This window comes from Candidatus Pelagisphaera phototrophica (assembly GCF_014529625.1).
Taxonomy (GTDB): Bacteria; Verrucomicrobiota; Verrucomicrobiia; order Opitutales; family Opitutaceae; genus Pelagisphaera; species Pelagisphaera phototrophica.
Genome location: NZ_CP076039.1, coordinates 1,381,694 through 1,402,607, shown reverse-complemented (window position 1 = coordinate 1,402,607; position 20,914 = coordinate 1,381,694). Strand labels below are relative to the sequence as shown.

19 protein-coding genes are annotated in these 20,914 nt (G+C 49.0%); 4 read left to right on the top strand and 15 right to left on the bottom strand.

Features of this window, described 5'->3' with window-relative positions:
• Positions 1-3: 3 nt before the first annotated feature.
• The 8 genes from pstB to GA004_RS06045 all read right to left on the bottom strand — a co-directional run bounded on the left by pstB (position 4) and on the right by GA004_RS06045 (position 8,103).
• On the bottom strand, positions 4-801 hold the full coding sequence (gene pstB / locus GA004_RS06080; protein WP_283396967.1) for a phosphate ABC transporter ATP-binding protein PstB: 798 nt from the start codon (positions 799-801) through the stop codon (positions 4-6).
• Positions 802-839: 38 nt separating this feature from the next.
• Positions 840-1,901: a phosphate ABC transporter permease PstA gene (gene pstA, locus GA004_RS06075; protein WP_283396419.1), complete on the bottom strand. Its 1,062-nt coding sequence runs from the start codon at positions 1,899-1,901 to the stop codon at positions 840-842.
• Positions 1,902-1,910: 9 nt separating this feature from the next.
• A complete protein-coding gene (gene pstC, locus GA004_RS06070; RefSeq protein WP_283396418.1) occupies positions 1,911-3,503 on the bottom strand; it encodes a phosphate ABC transporter permease subunit PstC in 1,593 nt (530 codons plus the stop codon).
• A 63-nt stretch (positions 3,504-3,566) separates the two neighbouring features.
• On the bottom strand, positions 3,567-4,403 hold the full coding sequence (locus GA004_RS06065) for a phosphate ABC transporter substrate-binding protein (protein ID WP_283396417.1): 837 nt from the start codon (positions 4,401-4,403) through the stop codon (positions 3,567-3,569).
• Positions 4,404-4,561: 158 nt separating this feature from the next.
• A complete protein-coding gene (locus GA004_RS06060; protein ID WP_283396416.1) occupies positions 4,562-4,693 on the bottom strand; it encodes a hypothetical protein in 132 nt (43 codons plus the stop codon).
• 120 nt (positions 4,694-4,813) lie between these two features.
• Positions 4,814-5,953, bottom strand: a complete 1,140-nt coding sequence (locus GA004_RS06055; RefSeq protein WP_283396415.1) for a putative porin — start codon at positions 5,951-5,953, stop codon at positions 4,814-4,816.
• A gap of 162 nt (positions 5,954-6,115) precedes the next feature.
• A complete protein-coding gene (locus GA004_RS06050) occupies positions 6,116-7,075 on the bottom strand; it encodes a tetratricopeptide repeat protein (protein ID WP_283396414.1) in 960 nt (319 codons plus the stop codon).
• Between the two features lie 38 nt (positions 7,076-7,113).
• Positions 7,114-8,103 (bottom strand): substrate-binding domain-containing protein, encoded by a 990-nt coding sequence (locus GA004_RS06045; protein ID WP_283396413.1) that lies wholly within the window; start codon positions 8,101-8,103, stop codon positions 7,114-7,116.
• A gap of 374 nt (positions 8,104-8,477) precedes the next feature.
• Here GA004_RS06045 and GA004_RS06040 point away from each other — a divergent pair, with 374 nt between their 5' ends.
• Entirely contained in the window at positions 8,478-8,930 is a 453-nt protein-coding gene (locus GA004_RS06040; protein ID WP_283396412.1) for a hypothetical protein, read from the top strand.
• Here GA004_RS06040 and GA004_RS06035 read toward each other — a convergent pair.
• On the bottom strand, positions 8,916-9,413 hold the full coding sequence (locus tag GA004_RS06035) for a hypothetical protein (protein ID WP_283396411.1): 498 nt from the start codon (positions 9,411-9,413) through the stop codon (positions 8,916-8,918). The two genes, GA004_RS06040 and GA004_RS06035, sit on opposite strands and share 15 nt — an antisense overlap.
• A gap of 135 nt (positions 9,414-9,548) precedes the next feature.
• On the opposite strand from GA004_RS06035, the gene GA004_RS06030 reads away from it, so the two are divergent.
• Positions 9,549-10,478 (top strand): isochorismatase family protein, encoded by a 930-nt coding sequence (locus tag GA004_RS06030; protein WP_283396410.1) that lies wholly within the window; start codon positions 9,549-9,551, stop codon positions 10,476-10,478.
• A 21-nt stretch (positions 10,479-10,499) separates the two neighbouring features.
• On the opposite strand, the gene tsaD is transcribed toward GA004_RS06030, so the two are convergent.
• Positions 10,500-11,531, bottom strand: coding sequence for a tRNA (adenosine(37)-N6)-threonylcarbamoyltransferase complex transferase subunit TsaD (gene tsaD / locus GA004_RS06025; RefSeq protein ID WP_283396409.1), 1,032 nt, complete (start codon positions 11,529-11,531; stop codon positions 10,500-10,502).
• A complete protein-coding gene (locus GA004_RS06020; RefSeq protein WP_283396408.1) occupies positions 11,528-12,796 on the bottom strand; it encodes a S41 family peptidase in 1,269 nt (422 codons plus the stop codon). The genes tsaD and GA004_RS06020 overlap by 4 nt, the downstream gene beginning before the upstream one ends.
• Positions 12,797-12,889: 93 nt before the next feature.
• On the opposite strand from GA004_RS06020, the gene GA004_RS06015 reads away from it, so the two are divergent.
• The gene (locus GA004_RS06015; RefSeq protein WP_283396407.1) at positions 12,890-13,921 is read left to right on the top strand and encodes an SAM-dependent methyltransferase; all 1,032 of its coding nucleotides are present in this window, start codon (positions 12,890-12,892) and stop codon (positions 13,919-13,921) included.
• A 72-nt stretch (positions 13,922-13,993) separates the two neighbouring features.
• The gene (gene rpmB / locus GA004_RS06010) at positions 13,994-14,224 is read left to right on the top strand and encodes a 50S ribosomal protein L28 (protein WP_283396406.1); all 231 of its coding nucleotides are present in this window, start codon (positions 13,994-13,996) and stop codon (positions 14,222-14,224) included.
• Positions 14,225-14,305: 81 nt separating this feature from the next.
• Here the strand turns inward: rpmB and GA004_RS06005 are convergent, their stop codons facing one another.
• The 4 genes from GA004_RS06005 to GA004_RS05990 all read right to left on the bottom strand — a co-directional run bounded on the left by GA004_RS06005 (position 14,306) and on the right by GA004_RS05990 (position 20,901).
• On the bottom strand, positions 14,306-15,013 hold the full coding sequence (locus GA004_RS06005) for a phosphoadenylyl-sulfate reductase (protein WP_283396405.1): 708 nt from the start codon (positions 15,011-15,013) through the stop codon (positions 14,306-14,308).
• Positions 15,014-15,186: 173 nt separating this feature from the next.
• A complete protein-coding gene (locus tag GA004_RS06000) occupies positions 15,187-17,919 on the bottom strand; it encodes a valine--tRNA ligase (protein WP_283396404.1) in 2,733 nt (910 codons plus the stop codon).
• 334 nt (positions 17,920-18,253) lie between these two features.
• Complete coding sequence (locus tag GA004_RS05995; RefSeq protein WP_283396403.1) at positions 18,254-19,177, bottom strand: sugar phosphate isomerase/epimerase family protein; 924 nt, start codon at positions 19,175-19,177, stop codon at positions 18,254-18,256.
• Between the two features lie 89 nt (positions 19,178-19,266).
• Complete coding sequence (locus GA004_RS05990) at positions 19,267-20,901, bottom strand: fumarate hydratase (protein WP_283396402.1); 1,635 nt, start codon at positions 20,899-20,901, stop codon at positions 19,267-19,269.
• Between the last annotated feature and the right edge of the window lie 13 nt (positions 20,902-20,914).

The window sequence follows — 20,914 nt, the reverse complement described above, 5'->3', positions numbered from 1 at the left end:
CTATTAGCCGAATCTTCCGGAAATGTAGGCTTCGGTTTGCTCGTTATTCGGGCTCATAAACATTTGATCCGTTCCATTCATCTCTATCAGCTTACCCAAATAAAAGAACGCCGTCCTGTCCGATACTCGCGCCGCTTGCTGCATATTGTGCGTGACTATTACAATCGTGTAATCGTTTTTTAGACTATGAATGAGTTCTTCCACTTTCGCCGTAGCCACTGGATCCAACGCAGAACAAGGCTCGTCCATTAGAAGAATGTCGGGCTCCACCGCAAGGGCACGAGCAATACACAGGCGCTGTTGCTGACCACCCGATAGGCTCAAGCCACTCGTATCCAAACGATCACTCACTTCTTCCCAAAGAGCGGCCCCTTTCAGACACTTCTCTACAGCGTCATCCAAAACGGATTTCTTGCTGATCCCCTGAATCCTCAATCCGTAAACAACGTTTTCGTAAATACTCTTGGGAAAGGGGTTCGACTTCTGGAAAACCATGCCCACTCGCTTACGCAATACAGTGGCATCTACGCGGGGGTCATAGATATCCACTCCGTTCACCCGAACATCCCCCCTGCCGATTCGGGCGATCTCGATCAAATCGTTCATTCGGTTGATACAGCGCAAAAGCGTGCTCTTTCCACAGCCCGAAGGTCCGATGAATGCGGTCACCTCCTTCTCAGCAATGTCCATATTGATATTGAACAACGCTTGCTTGTCTCCGTAGAAGAAGTCGAAGTCGGAAATTTTGATGAGAGACCGGTTTTTCTCGTCAGGGGGGGATTCCACATTCGTCGCGTCCATTCTTGTCTTTTTTTCGAGTCTATCTTCCATTACGGGTATTACCAGCGATATTTTTTCCGCATGCGGATTCTCATCAAAATTGAAGCTAAAGCGATACCGGCCACGATGAATAGAAACACGAACGCCGTTCCGTACTGCATCCGCGAAGTGAATTCGTTTTGGGGTATTTTAGCGCTCACCACATAAATGTGATAGGGCAACGCCATAACTCCTTGAAAGAAGAAGTCGTACCAATGTTCGAGGCCTTGCCACGGCAACTGGTCTCTTAATGCGTAAGCCGCCGTGAACATGATCGGCGCGGTTTCTCCCGCGACCCGAGCAACACCGATAATAGAGGAGGTCAATATCCCTGGCATCGCATAAGGGAGGACATTGGTTCGGATTGTTGTCCACTTTGTAGCTCCCAGAGCAAGCGACGCGTCACGCAGTCCTTGGGGGATCGCGCGCATCGACTCTTCACTGGCCGATATGACGATCGGCAGAACCATCAAAGCCAGCGTGAACCAACCTGCAATGAGTGAAACGTTCCACCCAAACGCCAACACGAACATGCCCATACCGAAAATCCCAAACACGATCGACGGCACTCCTGCCAAATTAAGGATAGAGAGCCTGACCGAATTCAATATTTTTCCAGGACGGGAATACTCACTTAGAAAGATGGCGCTCAATACTCCGAGCGTAAGTGCGATTAGCATCGCCCCCAGAACAAGCAGAAGCGTACCCACGATACACGGCCAAATTCCTCCGCCAGAATAAGCGTAGGTTTCCGTTACAATCGTCTCGTCAATCGTCTCTTTAAACTCTCGAAACTTCGTATCGCTTAATTCGTACTGCTGTCCATCATATTCGAATACGTGGAGCGTCTGCGGCGACTCGGAAAGGAACTCTAGGTTCACAAACGGGAATTCACTTTCGAACAAGGTTTTTCCTCCTTTGTAAAATATGTCTACGAAGATCACCGCGGCACAAAGCAATACGAAATAAGTCGCCAAGCGAAACATCCAAAAAACAACTCGCTCGATTGACTTCGCCTTAGTCGGCTTTCCAAAGAGCGCTTGCTCCATCGACTTACTTGAACTGGCTGCTACCGTGGTCATGTTCATCGATTAGCCTCGTGAAATTTGGAACTTGGTGACAATCTTCTGAGCGAAGTAATTGATCATCAGGGAAATCAAAAATAGGGTTAGCCCCACTACGAACAGGGCTCGGTAATGAAGACTGCCATTAACGACTTCACCCAGCTCCTGAGCAATGATACCCGTCATAGTGTGAACCGGTTCGAAGAAGACTCCGACTCCCTTCGATATTTGAGGTATCTCGATCCGGTTCCCGGCACACAAAAGTACCACCATGGTTTCGCCAATTACTCTACCAAAACCGAGTAGGGTTGCAGATATAATTCCTGACAAAGCGGTCGGAATGATGATGCGGACAATCGTTTGCAATTTAGTCGATCCCATCGCCATCGATGCCTCCCTGAACGCTAATGGAACATTGTTGAGAGCGTCCTCTGCAAGCGTGAAGATCGTAGGAATGGCCATCAAAGCGAGCAAGCAGCCCGCTGTGAAACCGGTTAGCCGCTCACTGAGGGGAAAGAACTCAATCCAGCCTAGTGAATCCCAACCGGAAACGGTTCGTAGCAGCGTTCCAAATACGGCAATCCCGAAAAATCCGATGACAACCGATGGGATCGCGGAAATGAACTCTATATAGGGTTTTATCAAGTTCTGCTCAATGGGACTAGCAACTTGGTTCACATACACGGCAGCTCCCACGCCAAGTGGAATCGCAAAGCACATCGCAATGAGAGCCACCAAAAGCGATCCTGAAAACAGCGGTACAATTCCGTACCAATCTTGAATAGAACTATTGGTGACCCACTCCTTTCCGAAAACAAAGGACGTAAACGCGTCTCCCAGACTAACAGATTCCGCACGATTCCACGAAACGACTTTTGACTCATAGTCTGGGATTTCCAAGATGAACATCGAAGCAAGCTCTTTGAAACGGCCCAATTTTAGACTCAATTCGGAATCGTCGTATTCTGGAGCTCTATCTAGTAATTTCGGAACTTCCGACTCCAACTGGCGATTAATCGCGAGAAACTCAGCTTCCGTATCTTTGACTAGGCTAAACATCATCTCCAAATCGACCTCTGGAATTGTCAAGTTCTGTGCCTCGTCCTCCCTTCCTGCTTTCAAGAGGTTCTGCTGATGTTCTTGCAGATCGAGCATCTCATTGTAACTATCCCGAGCCGTCGCAACGATTTCGTTCGCCTCGAGAATGTGCTCTCGCAACGGATACGCGAGATCCTCGAAATCATTGAAAAAGTCTTCGTCTTTCCGAAGGATCGCTTTGACGTCCCTAAATTCGAGACCGCTTGCGGAGAGCTGCTCGCTCTGCAGCGTTCGAATGGAATTCAAATAACGATTAAGCGCGGAAAGTGCGTCCTGCTCTTCCCGCATCAACTCGACATATTCGAGACCGGAACTGCGATAGGTTGTGAGATCCTCCCGGTACTGGCCAAAAAAGCCAGCCCCTTCCTTGAATAGGAAAAACGTAATCAAGCCCAGAACCAAGATCGACACGAACGCATTTCCACCAAATAGCCCCTTCAAGGCGGACTCTTTGTTAAGGCCAAGAAATGACCTTTGACGGCTACCTAAATCGTATCGACTATCGGGATCTTGAACGCTCATTGCGTTTGTGGTTTTGCGTCCATCCGGTATCTTTCAAAACGTAACTAGATTGCAGTGACAACCTCAGAGGATGGAGATGAAGTGCACCGACTGAACAATCTCCTGTCCCTTAGGACTTAAACAGAAATCCACGAATTCTTTCACAATCGGTCTCATTTCAGACTTCGCGTCGTAAAAATAGTACAGAGGGCGTGCAAACGAGTAGTCTGGATTGTCAGGCGAAATGCCATCCACCGGAAGGGGCTTCATTCCGGGTGTTCCGATATAAGCCAGACCTACATAGCCAATACCATTCGTATTTTTCGCCACTTCTGATGCGATTTGCTCGTTACCCGCCATCTTTTGTGAGGAAGATGCGTAGTCACGCTTCCGAAGGGCCATATCCTGAAACACCGCATAGGTTCCCGAAGAGGTATTGCGGGTATATATGGAAATCGACCCGGACTTCCCGTTTATCGCTGACCAGTTTTCCACATCGCCTGTGAATATCTTCTCCACTTCTCTAGGGCTGATCTCGTCCATCGGATTATTGTCTTGAACGATGATCGCGATTCCGTCCTTGGCCACAGTGATGGGTTCCATTTTGATTCCAGCCAGAAGTCCTTTGGATATCTCGGTCCCTTTGGCGTCTCGGCTAGACATTCCCAAGTCTGCCGTTTTGTCGATCACTGCAGCGATACCCGTCGATGAGCCTTCAGCCGCAATTTCAAAGGTTACGTCGATTCCTTGTTTAGCTTTGATCGCCTTAAATTCCTCGGCCAGTTGGGGAACCATTTTTGCCCCCAAAGTATCAGACCCTTTGATTACTATCTTTTCGGCTGCATTAGCGACTGAAAGAGCAGTGAAAAAACTTAGTAAAGCAGTTATGCACGATAGTTTTGTGATACGTAATATTTTCATTTTGGATGGGTTTTCTATTTCTAGTTGAATTGTCCCCAGCGAAGTTTGATGTATTAATCTGTTACAACAAGGCTTTCACTGTGACGATCAGGTGACACTGGTTTTGCAGAGCGGAGTTCGTCTCCTCGGTCAGCTCGCTTCAAGGAGTTCGATTAAGGCTAAAATTTGATCTCGCCATCAACCAAAAGCACCTGCGTGTTTCCTAGGTTCCCCGGTGATGCCAGATATTCGTCGTCAATGCTGTCACCAGCAAAATACGTGACGCTAAGGCCAAAGAAGTCCGTGAACATCTGCTTGTAATTGATTACGTATCCAGCTTAGTTGACCTCCCCACCGGCCCAGTCGGAGTCCGAAAGATTCGGCGTGTATCCCGCCGCTTCCATAAACCGGTATTCGGCGCTCCACTGCTTTTAGCCGGCCTTCTTGGCGGAACCAAACTGGTATCCTAGATTGGCAAATTGGTTTTTAGAGCTTTGACCCGCACCATCGAAGAAAGGCGAGTCCGGATCATTGATGAGCTCATCTCCCTTGAAGTTGGTTCCCCAGACTCCGTAGATTTTGTGACTCGCTCCATTATCAGTTTTGAAACCGTATTCAAATGGTACTGCCGCAACTACAAAATCGTGGAAATATCGTACCGAGTTTGCCCCTGCAAAAGTACCGCTCTCAGAGAAATTAGACGTGCCGCCGGTTGTCGCCATGAATATGGGAGCGAACTTGAGTCCTTCTCCATTGCTCCACGCCGCTTGGGCCATGAGCAAAGCGTCGTCAGCGACTGATGGACCAACCACGACCTCTCGAGATTCGTTTTCCTCATCAATTATATACTGACCCGCCGTGAACGTCCAATTACCCAAGGTTGTCGATTCAGATAATCCCTCCACATTCAAGTCGCCGTCCCAAAGCATCTTGGGTAAATAGAACGGGCTTTCATGCTTGCCGAACGTGATTCGCCAGTCCTCTCCTTTGTATGCGAGGTATGTGCGACCCACGTTGATTCCACCACCTGACTTGTCAAAAAATCCTCCAAAGTTGGTGTTGTTCGAGTCGTTCGACGTGGCGGTCTCAAATTGCACTCCAAGAGAAAAGGGACTTTCCTTAAAGCTGTAAATGGAACCGAGCCGCAACCGGTAGCGCCAGCGAGACCGGTCATTATTTTCACCCGATCGACTTTCCCGGTTTTCGTAATGGTAGCGGAATCGCGCATTTCCATAGAGCTGCAATCCTGAAAGAGCACTCGGCATGGGCACACTAGGTGGTGCTTCACTCACGTACTTGCTTTCAACCTGTGCGACGGCGGCGTTTACAATTTCCGTTTTCTGGGCCTCCATCACGGACGATACTTCGGCCTTGATCTCAGGAGCTTCCACCTGTGTAAGGATTCCTTTTCGAACGAGTACTTCTATCAGTACATCTGTCGTGTCATCCTGCGAATGAGATATTGGGGAACTAAGGAACAGCACCCCAAGTACTCGTAACGATCGCGCTAGCGTGCGTGTGGTCATAATAGCTTTGTTGTTTACGGGATTGAGAAAGGGAACCTTTTTCATCTCAACGGGTTAGGATCCACCGCCGACAGTAGCGAGTGAAAATTAACAAAGAGCAAAAATGCTACCTTTCCGTAACACATTCGTAATCTAATCGTAACATTTTGGGAATTACACGCACTTTCGACGCTGCTAAAAATTTGAAAATGACCCTTTCCAGCGGGTCTATTTTAAGACCTCAATCAACGCTTCGATCGCCTCAAATGAGGATGGGTCGTATTCGAGAGATCCAGACACCAATTTGGCTTTAGCGAGAATTTCTAGACTCCGGTCACGATTGCCTGCCAGGGCTTCGGCCTCTCCCAGTCTAAGCAGTCTAAACGTATCGTAACAAAATTCCCACAATCCTTGAAACCAAAGGTCGAAAGGTCTCTTTTCGTAAGAAAGCGCGTTCTTAATCGCCTCCACCTCCTCTACTTTAGCGCGATCACCCCGATAGAGCATCAGCTCCGCAGCAAAGGAATAGAATTCCTTTACATCCTGATCGAGTTCGATTGCTCGCTCGATAAACTCGAGAGCCTTCTCGTATCTCTCTTCAATCGCTAGCCCTCTCGCGAGCCCATAATACGCCCAGGGCTCCCATTTTTTTAATTGGGTCAATGATTCGAAATGGACAATCGAATCTAAAATGTGACCCGCATCCAAAAAGGCCAGTCCCAACTCGTACCTGATACTGGGATACGTGGTATCCAGTAGGAGAGCTTTTTCAAACGATCGGATCGCAACACTCTTGTCTTGATAGTCACTTGACGCCAATCCCATGAAGTACGGCCAGCGGGGCTCCTTCGGCGCTATCTTTATCAATGCCGCGAAACACTGAGTCGCTTCTCCATAAAATCCATTTGCAAAATAGATTTCCCCTAGTCTACCCAATGCCGCAACCCTCTCACTCGCTTCGTTCAAAGCCGCATGAGTTTGCTTCAGTTCGGTGAACAGATCCTTGGGCCAGCCCGCAAGGTTCGGGACAGAAGGAATCCCTGCTATCAGGGTCGCTTCGTCGAGTGCGTCTTGGATCCTTTCGCTTTCTGAATCGGGAACCTGCTGATTCACCGTCATCAACAGAACACCCAATAAAAGCACCGCTCCCATCAGGATGTAGATCTGCTTGGGCAATCGAGACTTCATCAGAGCGTACTAACTTGAAGGCTCCTGGATTCGAAACCCTAACGTACCGCTTCAGTCTTGTTCAGACCTAATACTTCCTGCACCTCTGTGCTTTCGATGTTTGCCATCGTAACCAGTGTGACACCCGCATCGACCATGGTTGGCATATTGCCCCCCTGGATATAGTCTACTAATGTAGACACTCCGAGATAACCCATACGAAAGGGATTTGTGATTACCAGTCCCTGAATCTCCCCAGTCTTGATAGCGTCAAGGGAAGCATTGGAAGCATCGTACCCCACAAGAAATACCTGTCCTGCCAAATTGAAGTTTCGCAGCGCATTCAACATAGAGTTCGTGCCTGTGACACTCGACGCAAAAACGGCGTTCACCCTTCTACCGTAGCGGTTTAGCAAATACTCAGAAGCTTCATCCGCCTGGCTCATCGAGTCCCCAGAATACTGATCAATCGAGATCAGTCGAATCGAGGGATAGCTCGTCTTGATTTTCTCGATGAACCCTGCTTCTCGAGCCTCAGCGTTGGAGTCGCCTTGACGATGCCTTAGCAAAATCACATTGCCCACGCCTTCCGTAAGCTGACCGATCCGTTCGGCGCCTATACTGCCACCTTGAAAATTATCTGTGGCTACGTAGCTTATAGGTCGATCCGCATCCAATCCAGACTCGATGTAAACCATCGGCAAATCCGATTCCCTATCAAACCGGATATTACCTGCAAACTGACTCTCATCCAGAGATGCAACCAGAATGCCACTCAATCGCTGACCCGTAAACGTATCCACTACTTGGATTTGCTTGTCACGTGCTGCCGCGTTGTCTCCTTTCCAGAGAATCCTGACGCTCACACCCTCGGCAGACAGTTCCTCGCTTGCTTTCAGCGCCCCTGCGTGAATCGCCTTCCATCGCTCCTTGTCGGTCCCCTTTGGAACGACCGCAATGCTAAGCTCTTTCGAATCATTCTGCCCATAGATTGGAATCGATCCAAAAAGGAACGGAACTAGAAAAAGAGCGATCAAGTGGGACTGCATTGTACTTGTAGCTGCAAATCGAAATGTAAAAAGTGACCGATTCTTCCCTTAGGTCAAGGGCAAAGCCTGTATTTCATTTCTGACTTCAGTTTCAGTAAAACCCCTATTTTCAATGACATAGAGAAGAAACAAATCCAAGCATAAGGTGGAAGAGGATAGCAGATCACATGTTAGCCCCTAGGATAAGATAAGCTCATTTGCTCAAACGGAGGAGAGTCATCGACGTCTAACGCATGGGGGTTATACTAGGTTTTCACAGGCTGCATGCCTATCTCGTCCTAGTCAGCTAAAGCAGTTGCAATTGGATAGAAATCAAATTGCGAGATCGAAAAAAGTTTTGCCTCTTCCATTCATCTGAGGCAAGAACGTATTCCATGTCTAAGAAGCCAGATCTGGAAATGAACTTACTAACGGAAGCTCTCATATCCCGATTCAAGACTTTGATTGAGACCGATCGCAATCACACTATACTAGCGGCGGGGACAACTCGCTTGGGAAAGATTGAGTTCATTAACGTTCCGAACTGGCATTCTTGCCCTATTTTTTCGACGCTGCACCTAGAGGAGAGTTTACTCATCAGAATCCGCCAGAATCGGTATTCATCCGCTGGGATCATCGCCAAGCGATTAACTGAAGCTGAATCGACAATTCAAATACACCTCGAGTATCAATCAAGGTGCGCACAGGCTTTCCAGATTCCTTATCGCGAGAAACGCCCTCGTTTTATCCGACTAGGAACCCCTATTCGAAAAGAGGCCTCTCCTCGCTGGTTTTACAACCCGTCTAACGAGACGAACCGTCCCAAGAATCTTCTAGCTCTTATTTGACTTCTCTTTTCCCGTTTCACTCGATCCCTCTCGTCCCGTCGAACCCAGAAATTCAAGCTTTTCCTGATTTTCGATAAAGAATTGAGGATCGAGTTCTACATTTGGAACGGAATACTCGTTCTTCGTAGGACGGTGAATATAATGCGTGAATGTACTATCCTTACTTTTCACCCTCAACAAACGTCGCCTTTCCAGCATAAGCCCGAGCAAATGCTTGAGCTTAGCGTTCTCTTGGGTAGGTCCATCCTCGCCTTCGAATAGACTGATAAATAAATTGTCCGCAGTTAGCTTCATCGCTTCCTGAGCTTCCTTTTCATCAGTGGAGCGAGGCTTGAAAATATACGTCCAGCGACAAACCAGATCACCGGGCGGCTCATACAAAGGCTCTTCGCTTTCCAGTACGTCCGCTCGCACAACATCGTCTTCCAAGCGAACCAATATACTGGCGATTCGGTCATCCTTTTCAAATGCCGTGTCACTCATTGCAGACTTTCGGGAGATCGGGCCAATATGCCATTCCATATTGTCCCCACTATCCCAGCCGATTCGCCTCTGGCTAGTAAAATCTTCTCTCTTCTAGTTGATTTAACAAATTGCAACGTCATATTACCGTGCTACATGCCCAATAAAAAGAAGGATTCACACGACCTAATCAGCTCTGTTGCTCTTCTCGTCATAGACGCGCAAGATACTTTCATATCGTCGCTTACGGATAGCTCGACCTTCCTAAAACGCTGCTCATTTGCCATCGAAGCAGCTAGAACGCTCGGCATACATACTCTATTTACTGAACAAGTACCTGACAAGCTGGGCCATACCAACAAGGAGCTACTTCGAAGAGCGACCCGCCCCAAGATCTTTCATAAAACCAGCTTTTCAGCACTGAACGCCCCAGGAATCGAAAATTTCCTCAGAGACAACGAAGTCTATCACTTGCTGGTGTGCGGACTGGAAACACCCATTTGCGTTTACCAGACAGCGCTACAAGCGATCGACAAAGATATTGACGCCACCTTTCTGTCGGACGCCTTGGGATGCCGCAGAATCGAGGATGGAAACGTCGCTCTCAACGCCATCATCGGCCTAGGTTGCCAAGCACTGCCCACTGAAACAGTTTTCTATAGCCTTCTCAGCGATGCCCTCCATCCCCGGTTCAGAGAGTTTAGCAATTTGGTAAAGACCTATTCAGACCAACATTTCTCGATACACGAATACCTGCAAAGCAATCCCAAACCTGCCAAATCAGAAGTGGACCAACCTAAAAAAAAGAAGCCCTACAAACAGGGGAGTCGCCCTTCCTGGCAGGATAGAAACCGAAACAGGAAAGACCAAAGAATCACTTCTTCGGGCCAGACGAGCGAGAAGCTTGAAGAAAAAGAAATCAAATCCTCGCCCAAACCAGCCCCAATATTGATCGAGAAAGACTCCCCAAAACCTAATAAGACTATCGAAAGACCTAAGAAACAGGCCAAAAAAGTGCCTCGAAAACGGGTCGCTAAAAAAGCTGTCTCCCATAAACCGAAACCCGGCAAGCAGGAGTTGCCTTGATTCCTTCGGTCCCCTAGAGTTTCAAAACGCTCCGTCGATCGCTGCATTCGGAACGATATCGACTTTCGAATTTGGAATGTCCATTGGTTCAAACACGCGACTGAACGCGATCATTCCGGCATTGTCTCCCGTATGTTCGCGGCGGGCTAGAAATGTGGGCAAATCCATTCGGTCGCCAAGATGCATAAAGCACTCTCGCAATAACCCATTATTGGATACTCCCCCGGAGAGGCCCAAGCTCCTAATACCCCCCTTGTTCAAGCCCCACTTCGTTTTTTGGATCAACACGTCTACGACTGCCTCCTGATAAGAAGCACAAAGATCGGGCAGCTTCGCTTCCAAGTCCTTATCTGAAAATTTTTCAATGAGATATCTAAGGCTCGTCTTCAGACCTGAAAAGCTGAAATCAAGGTTGTCCTTCCGTAGTAGCGCTCGGGGAAAATCGTACCGGTCCGGCTTTCCAGTTTTCGCAATCAACTCGAGTTTTGGACCTCCCGGGTAGCCAAGCCCAAGCAGCTTGGCCCCCTTGTCCAAAGCTTCACCCGCTGCGTCATCAATCGTTTGGCCCAATATCTCAATTGACCGATCTTCATTTATCTGAGCTAGGATCGTGTTCCCTCCAGACACCACCAAACTCAAATGGGGTAACAGATGAGACACTTTCTCTTCAAATGCGTCCACATTTTCTTCATACAATGAAATAAACACTGACTGAGCATGGGCACGCAAATGGTTCGCAGGAAAAACCGGAACCCTCAACGCGGCAGACAAAGCATTCGCCACCGATAGTCCCATCGCAAGGCAACCAGCCAACCCGGGGCCTGAAGTCACAACAATCTCAGTGATTTGAGCCAGATCGTTTTCACGCTCCAATTCCCCGATTAGTGGGCCAAAATTCCTGAGGTGTTCGCGACTAGCAAGATCCGGCACGACCCCGCCGTATTCGGCGTGCAACGACACCTGACTACTAATCCATTCACCTAGGATCCCGTTCGACACGTCCAAAAGGGCAAGGGCTGACTCGTCGCAGGAACTTTCGATTCCCAGGATCATGATCTCGTCTCGCCAAGCTCTTCCCACAATAGCTGCTTTGCCATTTCAAGCTGCTTATCTTCGATCGGCTCGAACGCATACCTCTCAACAAATTCCTCAAGGGGCATTGTCTTCAATCGGCTTCGTTGAATATAAAGGCTCTCTTCCTCTTTGGGGGAAAGTTCGACGATGACATCAGGCTCAATCCCATTTTCATGGATCACATACCCACCGGGTGTGTAGTATTTCGCGGTCGTCAGCTTGAGCCCGGTTTTCGAGCTTAAAGGAAGGACACTCTGGACGGAGCCTTTTCCAAATGTCTTTTCTCCAACCAGCTTAGCTCGTCCCGAGTCTTTGAGCGCACCAGCCACAATTTCTGAAGCACTGGCCGAACCTGGATTAACAAGTAGGGCCAAAGGGAAGTTGTACGACTGACCCGAATTCTCCGCATACCACTCCTCACTCATCGCTTCGTGTCTTCCCTTAGTGTAAACAACGAGCTCTCCGTCGGGCACGAACAGCTCTACCACATTCACCGCAACATCAAGCAGTCCACCCGGATTGTTTCTCAAGTCGAGCACGAGGCCACGCATGCCTTGATCGATTAACAGGTCGATCGAAGACTTAAGTTCGGCACCGGTCCGCTTGCCAAACTGGGAAATCCTCAGGTACCCAAGATCTCCGTCCAGAATTTCCGCTCCTCGCACGTTATCGACTTCTATAAGTTCGCGTTTCACCTCAAGCTCGATACCCTCATTTTCAGCACCTCGCTCCACGATTATTACAACACTGGTTCCCGGCCTTCCTTTCAGTTTGGAAACAGACTGATTGATACTCAGACCTTTGATGCTCTCTCCATCAACCTCGACAATTCGGTCCCCTCGCAAAAGCCCGGCGCGCTCACCCGGAGAATCCACTAGAGGAGCCAATACCGTCAATACTCTGTCACGCATCTCAACCTCCACGCCTATTCCACCAAATTCCTGGCTAGTCTCTTCCTCCAATTGCTTTCGCTTCTCGAAATCCAGATATTCCGAGTACGGATCCAAGTCGGAGATCATTCCGGCAAGGGCAGACTCTGTCAGGGCGTCTAGAGTGGCCGACTCACTCTCGACATAGAACGCGTTTACCAGTCTCAACGCCTCTTCCAACTCCGACGCTCTTTTTCGAGACTCCCAGTAATTGCTGAATCCTCCTTGCAAAGAGACATCTGAGACAAACTGGTACCCAACCGTCAGCGAAAGGCCGGCGACAAGAGCAAAAAGAAACCGCTTAAAGAAATTCATGAATTGGCATTTCGACGGATACGATAATCAAACCCGGTTCAATAGTTGGTGATTGAACCGATCCACCAGACCGCAAGAGTCAGCATCTAATTTATGGATTTCACAGAAATAGCATCCCAAGGCATACGGCAAGCCCTAGAATTAGCCTCTGGCTCAAATCACCTTCTGGGTTTCAACCAATTTGTGGAAATCGCCCTCTATCACACCGAATTTGGGTATTACCGATCCCAGCGTGAGCGCGTCGGACGCAGCTCTGAAACTGACTTCTTCACCGCAAACAGCCTGAAAGAGTCTCTCAGGCCAGTTCTTCTAGAAGCATCCATCGGTCTCCTCAAAAAGTCCGGACTGGATCCAGCGAAAACAGATTGGGTTGAAATCGGAGCCGAACCCGGTTCCGCTCTTCTCACGGGGGTTGCCAATCCGTTCGCCTCCGCTCAAGCGATTCGTTTAGGCGAACCGATTACGCTGGAGGGAGATCTCGTCGTATTTTCCAACGAACTCTTTGACGCGCAGCCTTTTAACAGCGTCATCTATCGGGAGAGAACCTGGCTGGAGCGGATGATTGAAGTGAGCGATTCTGGCTTACGCATCGTTGAGAGGCCGCCAATTTCACCTAAAGTCACTTCCCTGTTGGACTCCTTGCCTTCTCCCGCGCCAGAAGGCTACATCGTGGATTTACCAACTGGTTCAAGGGTATTGATAGACCAGATCATCCAACAGCCATGGAAAGGAATTTTCATTGCACTCGACTATGGAAAAACCTGGCAGGCGATCACCCACGACAGTCCTCAGGGAACCGCTCGCGCCTACCAGCATCACCGGCAAAGCCCCAATCTGCTAGAGAACATCGGTCAGCAGGACCTAACGTGTCATATCTGCTGGGATTGGATGGAAGAAGCCCTTTGCCAAAATCGGTTTCAGTCCATTGATCTGGAAAGCCAGGAGTCCTTCGTTCTCAAAAAGGCGCCCGATTTCGTGCGAAGCGTATTCGAATCCGATTCAGGTATCAGCGATCCTCTGAAAGGAACGCTACGCCAATTGATACATCCTTCTTTGATGGGCCAGAAATTTCAGTCCCTAAGTGCCATTCGAACGGAACCTGTAAGCAGATCCCAATCAGCCTAACATTTCCCAAGAAACTGCTTGCCAAGATAGCATGCCTACCCTTTTTTCCTCCACTCTTAAACAATTTCAGTCATGGCTAGAATTTGCGCAATCACAGGTAAACGACCCACAACCGGCAGCATAATCCACCGCAAGGGTCAAAGCAAGAAAAGCGGCGGTATAGGTACGCACGTAACCAAGGCAACTAGACGCAAGTTCCGTCCTAATCTGCAACGTATCAAAGTTCGCCTCCCTTCCGGTCAAGTAAAACGCCTGTGGGTCAGCGTTAAAGCGATCAAAGCAGGTCTAGTTGAGAAAGCCTGAGCGCTGATCAATCCCAAAAAACTTTCCATGAGCCGTTGTCTGAAGACATAGCGGCTTTTTTTTGCCCAGCTGGAAAGGATATTAGATCTGGAAATCCACGTCACTCGAGGGCTCGTGCAATCCACATTCGCGACTCGCTCCACCAAAACGCGTATCCGACTCACTCATGCCTGCTTCGAGTTTTGAAGTGCTGTGCCAGTCGCCTAACGAAACGTACCCTAAATCCCAAAGCGGATGAAAGGAAAGTCCGTTAGTCTCGATATACTCATGCATCTCGCGGGCGCTCAAATCGAGAATAGGATAGATCTTCGTCATCTTGTTCTGGCTCTCTACCACTTTTCGGCTCGCCCGCGTCTCACCTTGGGATCGACGTAAACCCGCGAGCCAAGCCTTCGCCCCCAATTCCTGGACGGCCCTGTCCATCGGCTCCACCTTATTCATCAAATTGTACTGCTTAAGCCCTTCATGACCTTTTTCCCACAAACGTCCGTGGAGGGCTTCTTGTTCCGCTGCTGAAATATGAGCCCGGTACTTCTTGAGATTGAGGTTCAGCTTTTCCATCAATTCAACTGCGAACCGGTAGGTTTCAGGGAACAGATATCCAGTATCAATGAAAACGACCGGGATATCCGGGATCACGGAAGTTACCAAATGCAGCATCACTGCTGAATGCGTACCAAAACTGGTCGTCATGATCAGCTCATCGCCAAATATATCCGCTGCCCACTGTACCCGCTCCTGTGGCGTTGCCGCCTCCAAATCTGGCAATTGTACAGATTTTTCGTCCATTTGCACCGACATTCGCTTAATCTCTAGTAAATCTATCTAGTTATAGATGTTGGCTACCTTAATCGACGACCGTGTCAAGGGGTTGATTGAGAAGAAAGCATTCCAATTCCCATAAACCGCGATTCCTATGATACACAGGAAAACGTGATTCAAAGACTCACTGATGGGTCAGGCTACAAGCTCTTGAGTAGTCGGGCGATCTCGTCTCTCCTCGCTTTCGTTTCTAAAAGCTGTTTTCTTACACCTTCAACTACCTGGGGAGGGGCTTTATCAACAAAGCTTGGGTTATTCAGTTTTCCTTCACCCGCTTGGATGGCCTTGGTCAGCTTCTCGAGTTCCTTGCTGAGACGTTCTTTTTCTGCCTCAACGTCTACCGCACTTGACAGATCAAGGTAAACAGTGCCCAGGGCGGACACAGAACCGGGCAAATTCTCAACCGCTTCTACGAGTTCGATGCTTGCGGCACCCGCAAGTCGCTTGATCGTATCCAGGTTGGCCTCGATCAACGTCGCGCATGAATCGTCGGTCGGTGTTACGAAAAGGGTTACGTCGCGCTTAGAGGCTACATTGTACTCTGCCTTTGTCGCTCTCGCCTGAGTGATAAGCTCCTTGATCAGTTCGATCTGCCTCGCACCTTCTGCGTCAATTGAAACACTCTTCGCATTCAGCAATTCTCGCAGTTGGGCAGCTGGCAAAAGCCCTGCGTCTTGCAAGAATTCCCCGTCTACCGAATAGCCCATAGCCTGCCAAAGTTCTTCCGTAATGTGGGGCATTATCGGATGCAACAAAAGCAGCGATTGCCGTATCACAAGATCCGATACAGCTAAAGCCGCATCATGTCTTGGATCGTCTTTTGACTGCAACATCGCCTTCGCTGCCTCCACGTACCAGTCACAGAAATCACCCCAAAGAAAGTTGTGCAAGGAGTGTGTCAACTGATGCATCTCAAAACGAGCGAATTGTCCCTCAATCTCCTCCATCGTCTGCAACAACCGAAATAGAATCCAGTTTCCGTATCCCTCCAGCTGCGATCCTGCCAGTCGATCTATGATCGCTTCCAAGCTTTGTCCCTCGGCAGCGCCACCCGCCATTTGTCTAAAGCGACAGGCATTCCAAAGCTTCGTGCAGAAGTTGCGCCCAATCTCGATTCGCTCCTCGGCGAATAGAATATCCGAACCGCTTGGGGCTATATTTATTATTCCAAAACGCAAACCGTCCGCTCCAAATTTGGCAATCAAATCCAGTGGATCCGGCGAGTTCCCAAGTGACTTAGACATCTTACGGCCTTTGGCATCTCGAATAAGCCCATGAATGAAAATGTCTTTGAAGGGGATGCGCTGGGCGATCTCCTCGTCAGTCAAACCCTCTTTGGATTCTCCCATCAGCTCGAGCCCTGACATAATCATTCGGGCTACCCAAAAAAAGATGATATCGAACCCCGTCACCAACATGCTAGTAGGATAAAAGTAATCGAGCTCAGCTTTTACTTTCTGATCTTCGATTGGCCACCCAAAGGTCGCAAACGGCCAAAGGTTTGATGAAGCCCATGTATCCAAAACGTCCTCATCCTGCTCCCAATTTTCAGGATCGCTGGGACCGTCGACAGAAACATGCCAATTGGCCGAATCGCTTCGGTCAGCGCCTTTTGCATACCAGACTGGAATACGTTGACCCCACCAGAGTTGCCGGCTGATGCACCAATCCTGTATATTATTGAGCCAATGTAAATAGACTTTTTCCCAGCGCTTGGGATGGAACCTAATAATTCCCTTTTCAACCGCTCGCTTAGCTTCCTCAACTTTTGGATACTTCAGGTACCACTGCTCCGAGAGTCTCGGTTCAATGGGAACTCCCCCTCTTTCAGAGAAACCCACACTATTGTCATAGTCCTCGGCATCGATAAGAAGCCCGAGTTCTTCGAGTTTCTGTACCGCAAATTTACGGGCTTTGAAACGCTCCATTCCGTCGAACTCTTCACCTGCCAGTTCATTGAGAGTTCCGTCCGGATTCATAACATCGATCAAAGGTAGATCGTGCCGCTTTCCAATATCAAAGTCGACTTGGTCATGAGCTGGAGTTACTTTGAGAACACCGGTGCCAAACTCCTTTTCCACAGAGCGATCCGCAACAACGGGGATCTCCGCTCTGGGAAACGGTCGCCAGCAATGCTTGCCGACAAGATCTGCGTATCGTTCGTCATTGGGATGCACCGCCACCCCAGTATCGCCCATAATCGTTTCAGGACGTGTAGTTGAAATTTCTACGAATCGGCCGGGCTCCTCCACAATCTCGTATCGCATTTTGTATAGCTTCCCCCTTTGAGGTCTCATCTCAACTTCCTCATTACTCAGAGCCGTTTGAGATGCTGGACACCAGTTTACCAAGCGCTTTCCTCGATAGATATATCCGCGATTATAAAACTCAACAAAGGAAGCCTGTACTGAACGTTGATACGCGGTATCCATGGTAAAGCGAGAGCGGCGCCAATCACAAGAAGCTCCCAACTTTCTGAGCTGATTAAAAATAATGCCCCCATGCTCATCCGACCATTCCCAGGCTCTTTCCAAAAATTTCTCCCGGCCAAGCTCGTATCGGGAAGTTCCTTCATCTCGAAGCGCTTTCTCGACTTTATGCTGAGTGGCTATGGATGCGTGATCGGTCCCTGGAAACCAAAGTGACGACTTCCCTTCCACTCGGGCCCGTCGAATGAATATGTCCTGAAGCGTATTATCCAATACGTGACCCATGTGGAGAATGCCTGTCACATTCGGAGGCGGAATCATAATGGCAAAGGAATCCTTACCATTTTGGACGTTTCCCTCGAAACTGCCCTTTTTCTCCCAAGCCTTGTACCACTTGGATTCCACTTCTTTAGGATCGTAGTTTTGATTTAGTTCCGCAGACATTGCTCGCTTCAATTTGAAAAGGGGCTAGCGATAAGTATCCCCTAATTCGAAGACAAGCGGATTCGCCCCATACAAAAGGACTTAGATCCAATATACCCTACATTGGGCAATTGCCGAAAATCGCTCCGATGGATGGAAGGCAAAGAACGCTATCAGACTAAAGAAGACCGCTAAGCTTCAGTGCGCTTTCGAGAGAAGCCATAACCCAATGAGAACTAAAAGATCCCTCAGAGAGCAATGTGTTTTCTCAGTAAGACTACGTCGTTTACGGGGACTGAAACCCGATCGCTTGGAACGGATAAATCCTCTTCGATAATGGCGTATTTTTTGCTTACTAGGCTTCGTTGGAGCGACCGCCCAGTCGTTGAAGCAGTTTCTTAGTCAGCTTGATACCCTCAACTTCACCGGTCTCACGACCCTCGTACTCAATACCAATATAACCCCGATATCCCGCGTCCTTCACGATTTTCAGCATCCGCTCGAAGTCGGTATTTACCTCGTTACCGGCATCGTTGAAATCGTGAGTCTTGGCACTGACTCCTTTTGCATAGGGCATGAGTTCTGCGGTACCCTTATATCGATCATAGCTCTCGCCTGTCTTTCGATCGATTATGAAATTGCCAAAGTCCGGCAGGGTACCCACGCGCGGGTGATTGGCTTTTTTCATTACACTCGCTAGCCATGCCCCATTGCTAGAGAGTCCGCCATGGTTTTCTACAATTACGTTGATTCCAATCGATTCGCCATAATCTCCTAGCCTGCTCAGACCATCCGCCGCTAACTTCATCTGTTCGTTATAGCTACCGGAAGACCCCGCATTTACCCGAATCGAGTGGCAACCTAACTCTTTAGCGGCGTCGGCCCAGATTTCGTGGTTGTCAACCGTCTTGACTCGAGCGGCCTTACTGGGGTCCCCAAGGTTCCCAAGCCGATCGCACATGATCAACACGTTTCGGACACCTTCGTCTGCTGAACGCTTCTTCAGCTCACGGACCACTTTGGGAGTAAAGTTGTCCATGTAGAACTGGTTCACATACTCGATCGCATTTACGCCAAAATAGTGCTTTGAAATCTTCGCGAAATCCATCGCATCCAAATCACCGCCCTTGAACGCTCGGTGAAGCGACCATTGAGCAAGCGAGATATCAAACCACTTTTCGCCCTTTGCGTGATGGGCACCGAGCAGTTTAGACTGCGAGGTAGCGGCAAGAGCGGAAAGTCCAAGAGTAGATTTAACAAAGTGGCGGCGAGAGTTCATAATGATTTACGATTTGGGTTGTTCTATCTGAGAACCTTAAATCCTACCTTCTCAGTAACTGAGACCAGGTGCCAAATTCAAAAGGGGAATTAAGCCAGTTTTTGCTTTCGGATCATTTGGAAAAAGTCGTTTCCCTTGTCGTCTATTAAGATAAACGCAGGGAAATCCACCACGTCGATCTTCCAAATGGCTTCCATACCGAGCTCTTCGTACTCAACCACTTCAACTTTCTTGATATTTTCCTTCGCTAAGATTGCGGCCGGACCACCTATGGAACCCAGATAAAATCCGCCGTATTTGTGGCAAGCATCCGTTACTTCCTGGCTTCGATTCCCCTTCGCTAACATTATCATCGTCCCGCCGTTCTTCTGGAACAGCTCCACATAGGCATCCATTCTTCCCGCGGTTGTTGGTCCAAACGAGCCAGAGGGAAGCCCTTTCGGTGTCTTCGCTGGACCTGCATAATAAACGGGATGGTCTTTGAAGTAATGCGGCAACCCTTCCCCGGCATTGAGGCGTTCTTTTAGTTTCGCGTGCGCGATATCACGAGCCACGATAATCGTTCCCGATAGTGAAAGCCGCGTTTGAACCGGATATTTGGTTAGCTCGGCCAAAATGTCTTTCATGGGACGATTGAGATCGAGCTGCACCGCATCGGCCTCTTTTTGCCCGCCAACCGCTATGGGGATCAATCTTCCTGGGTCGCCCTCTAGTTTCTCTAGCCAGATTCCTTCCCGGTTTATTTTGGCCTTGATATTCCTGTCCGCAGAGCAGGAAACTCCAATCCCAACAGGGCAACTCGCTCCGTGCCTCGGAAGGCGGACGATTCTGACATCGAGCGCAAAGTACTTCCCTCCAAACTGGGCTCCGACCCCACACTCTTGCGCCCGCTTGAGCATCTTTTCCTCGAGCTCAACATCGCGAAAGGCCCGTCCTTGCTCGTTTCCGCTTGTGGGCAAGCCATCTAGGTACTTGGTCGACGCCACTTTCACCGTCTTTAAGCAAGCTTCAGCCGAGGTCCCTCCAATCACAAAAACGAGATGGTAAGGCGGACAGCCCGAAGTTCCGAGGGAGACCATTTTGTCCAACATGAATGCCTCTAAAGAATCCGGGTTCAGGAGGGCTTTGGTTTCCTGATAAAGAAAGGTCTTGTTGGCCGAACCTCCTCCTTTGGCAATACACAGAAATGAGTATTCTTCTCCCTCATTGGCATAGATGTCGATCTGAGCAGGCAAATTGGTCCGAGTGTTCGTTTCCTCGTACATAGTCGTAGGAGCAACCTGCGAATACCTGAGGTTTTCGCCTGTGTAGACGTCGTATATGCCTTTCGCGATAGCCACCTCATCGTCACCATCGGTCCAGACCTGTTGACCCTTTTTCGCCATGACAATTGCAGTTCCCGTGTCTTGGCAAAATGGGAGCACTCCTTGAGCAGCCACTTCTGCATTACGCAAGAGGGTCAGGGCTACATGGCGATCATTTTCGGAGGCTTCCGGATCTTCCAAAATAGAGGCCACTTGCTCGAGGTGGGCCGGGCGAAGCATAAAAGAAAGATCGTGCATCGCCTGTCTCACAAGACAGGACAGTCCTTCAGGTTCGACTTTGAGAATTTCTTGTCCGTTGAACGAATCTGTGGATACGAACTCTTTGGTAAGAAGCCGGTACTCAGTATCGTCTTGGTCCAGTTCAAAAAGCTTTTGAAAGTGAAAAGGAGGCGTTGCCATAATCTAAAAATTT

Coding starts and splice junctions, on each gene's coding strand:
- pstB (WP_283396967.1), bottom strand. CDS start 801: ATGGACGCGACGAATGTGGAATCCCCCCCTGACGAGAAAAACCGGTCT.
- pstA (WP_283396419.1), bottom strand. CDS start 1,901: ATGACCACGGTAGCAGCCAGTTCAAGTAAGTCGATGGAGCAAGCGCTC.
- pstC (WP_283396418.1), bottom strand. CDS start 3,503: ATGAGCGTTCAAGATCCCGATAGTCGATACGATTTAGGTAGCCGTCAA.
- GA004_RS06065 (WP_283396417.1), bottom strand. CDS start 4,403: ATGAAAATATTACGTATCACAAAACTATCGTGCATAACTGCTTTACTA.
- GA004_RS06060 (WP_283396416.1), bottom strand. CDS start 4,693: ATGTTCACGGACTTCTTTGGCCTTAGCGTCACGTATTTTGCTGGTGAC.
- GA004_RS06055 (WP_283396415.1), bottom strand. CDS start 5,953: ATGAAAAAGGTTCCCTTTCTCAATCCCGTAAACAACAAAGCTATTATG.
- GA004_RS06050 (WP_283396414.1), bottom strand. CDS start 7,075: ATGAAGTCTCGATTGCCCAAGCAGATCTACATCCTGATGGGAGCGGTG.
- GA004_RS06045 (WP_283396413.1), bottom strand. CDS start 8,103: ATGCAGTCCCACTTGATCGCTCTTTTTCTAGTTCCGTTCCTTTTTGGA.
- GA004_RS06040 (WP_283396412.1), top strand. CDS start 8,478: ATGTCTAAGAAGCCAGATCTGGAAATGAACTTACTAACGGAAGCTCTC.
- GA004_RS06035 (WP_283396411.1), bottom strand. CDS start 9,413: ATGAGTGACACGGCATTTGAAAAGGATGACCGAATCGCCAGTATATTG.
- GA004_RS06030 (WP_283396410.1), top strand. CDS start 9,549: ATGCCCAATAAAAAGAAGGATTCACACGACCTAATCAGCTCTGTTGCT.
- tsaD (WP_283396409.1), bottom strand. CDS start 11,531: ATGATCCTGGGAATCGAAAGTTCCTGCGACGAGTCAGCCCTTGCCCTT.
- GA004_RS06020 (WP_283396408.1), bottom strand. CDS start 12,796: ATGAATTTCTTTAAGCGGTTTCTTTTTGCTCTTGTCGCCGGCCTTTCG.
- GA004_RS06015 (WP_283396407.1), top strand. CDS start 12,890: ATGGATTTCACAGAAATAGCATCCCAAGGCATACGGCAAGCCCTAGAA.
- rpmB (WP_283396406.1), top strand. CDS start 13,994: ATGGCTAGAATTTGCGCAATCACAGGTAAACGACCCACAACCGGCAGC.
- GA004_RS06005 (WP_283396405.1), bottom strand. CDS start 15,013: ATGGACGAAAAATCTGTACAATTGCCAGATTTGGAGGCGGCAACGCCA.
- GA004_RS06000 (WP_283396404.1), bottom strand. CDS start 17,919: ATGTCTGCGGAACTAAATCAAAACTACGATCCTAAAGAAGTGGAATCC.
- GA004_RS05995 (WP_283396403.1), bottom strand. CDS start 19,177: ATGAACTCTCGCCGCCACTTTGTTAAATCTACTCTTGGACTTTCCGCT.
- GA004_RS05990 (WP_283396402.1), bottom strand. CDS start 20,901: ATGGCAACGCCTCCTTTTCACTTTCAAAAGCTTTTTGAACTGGACCAA.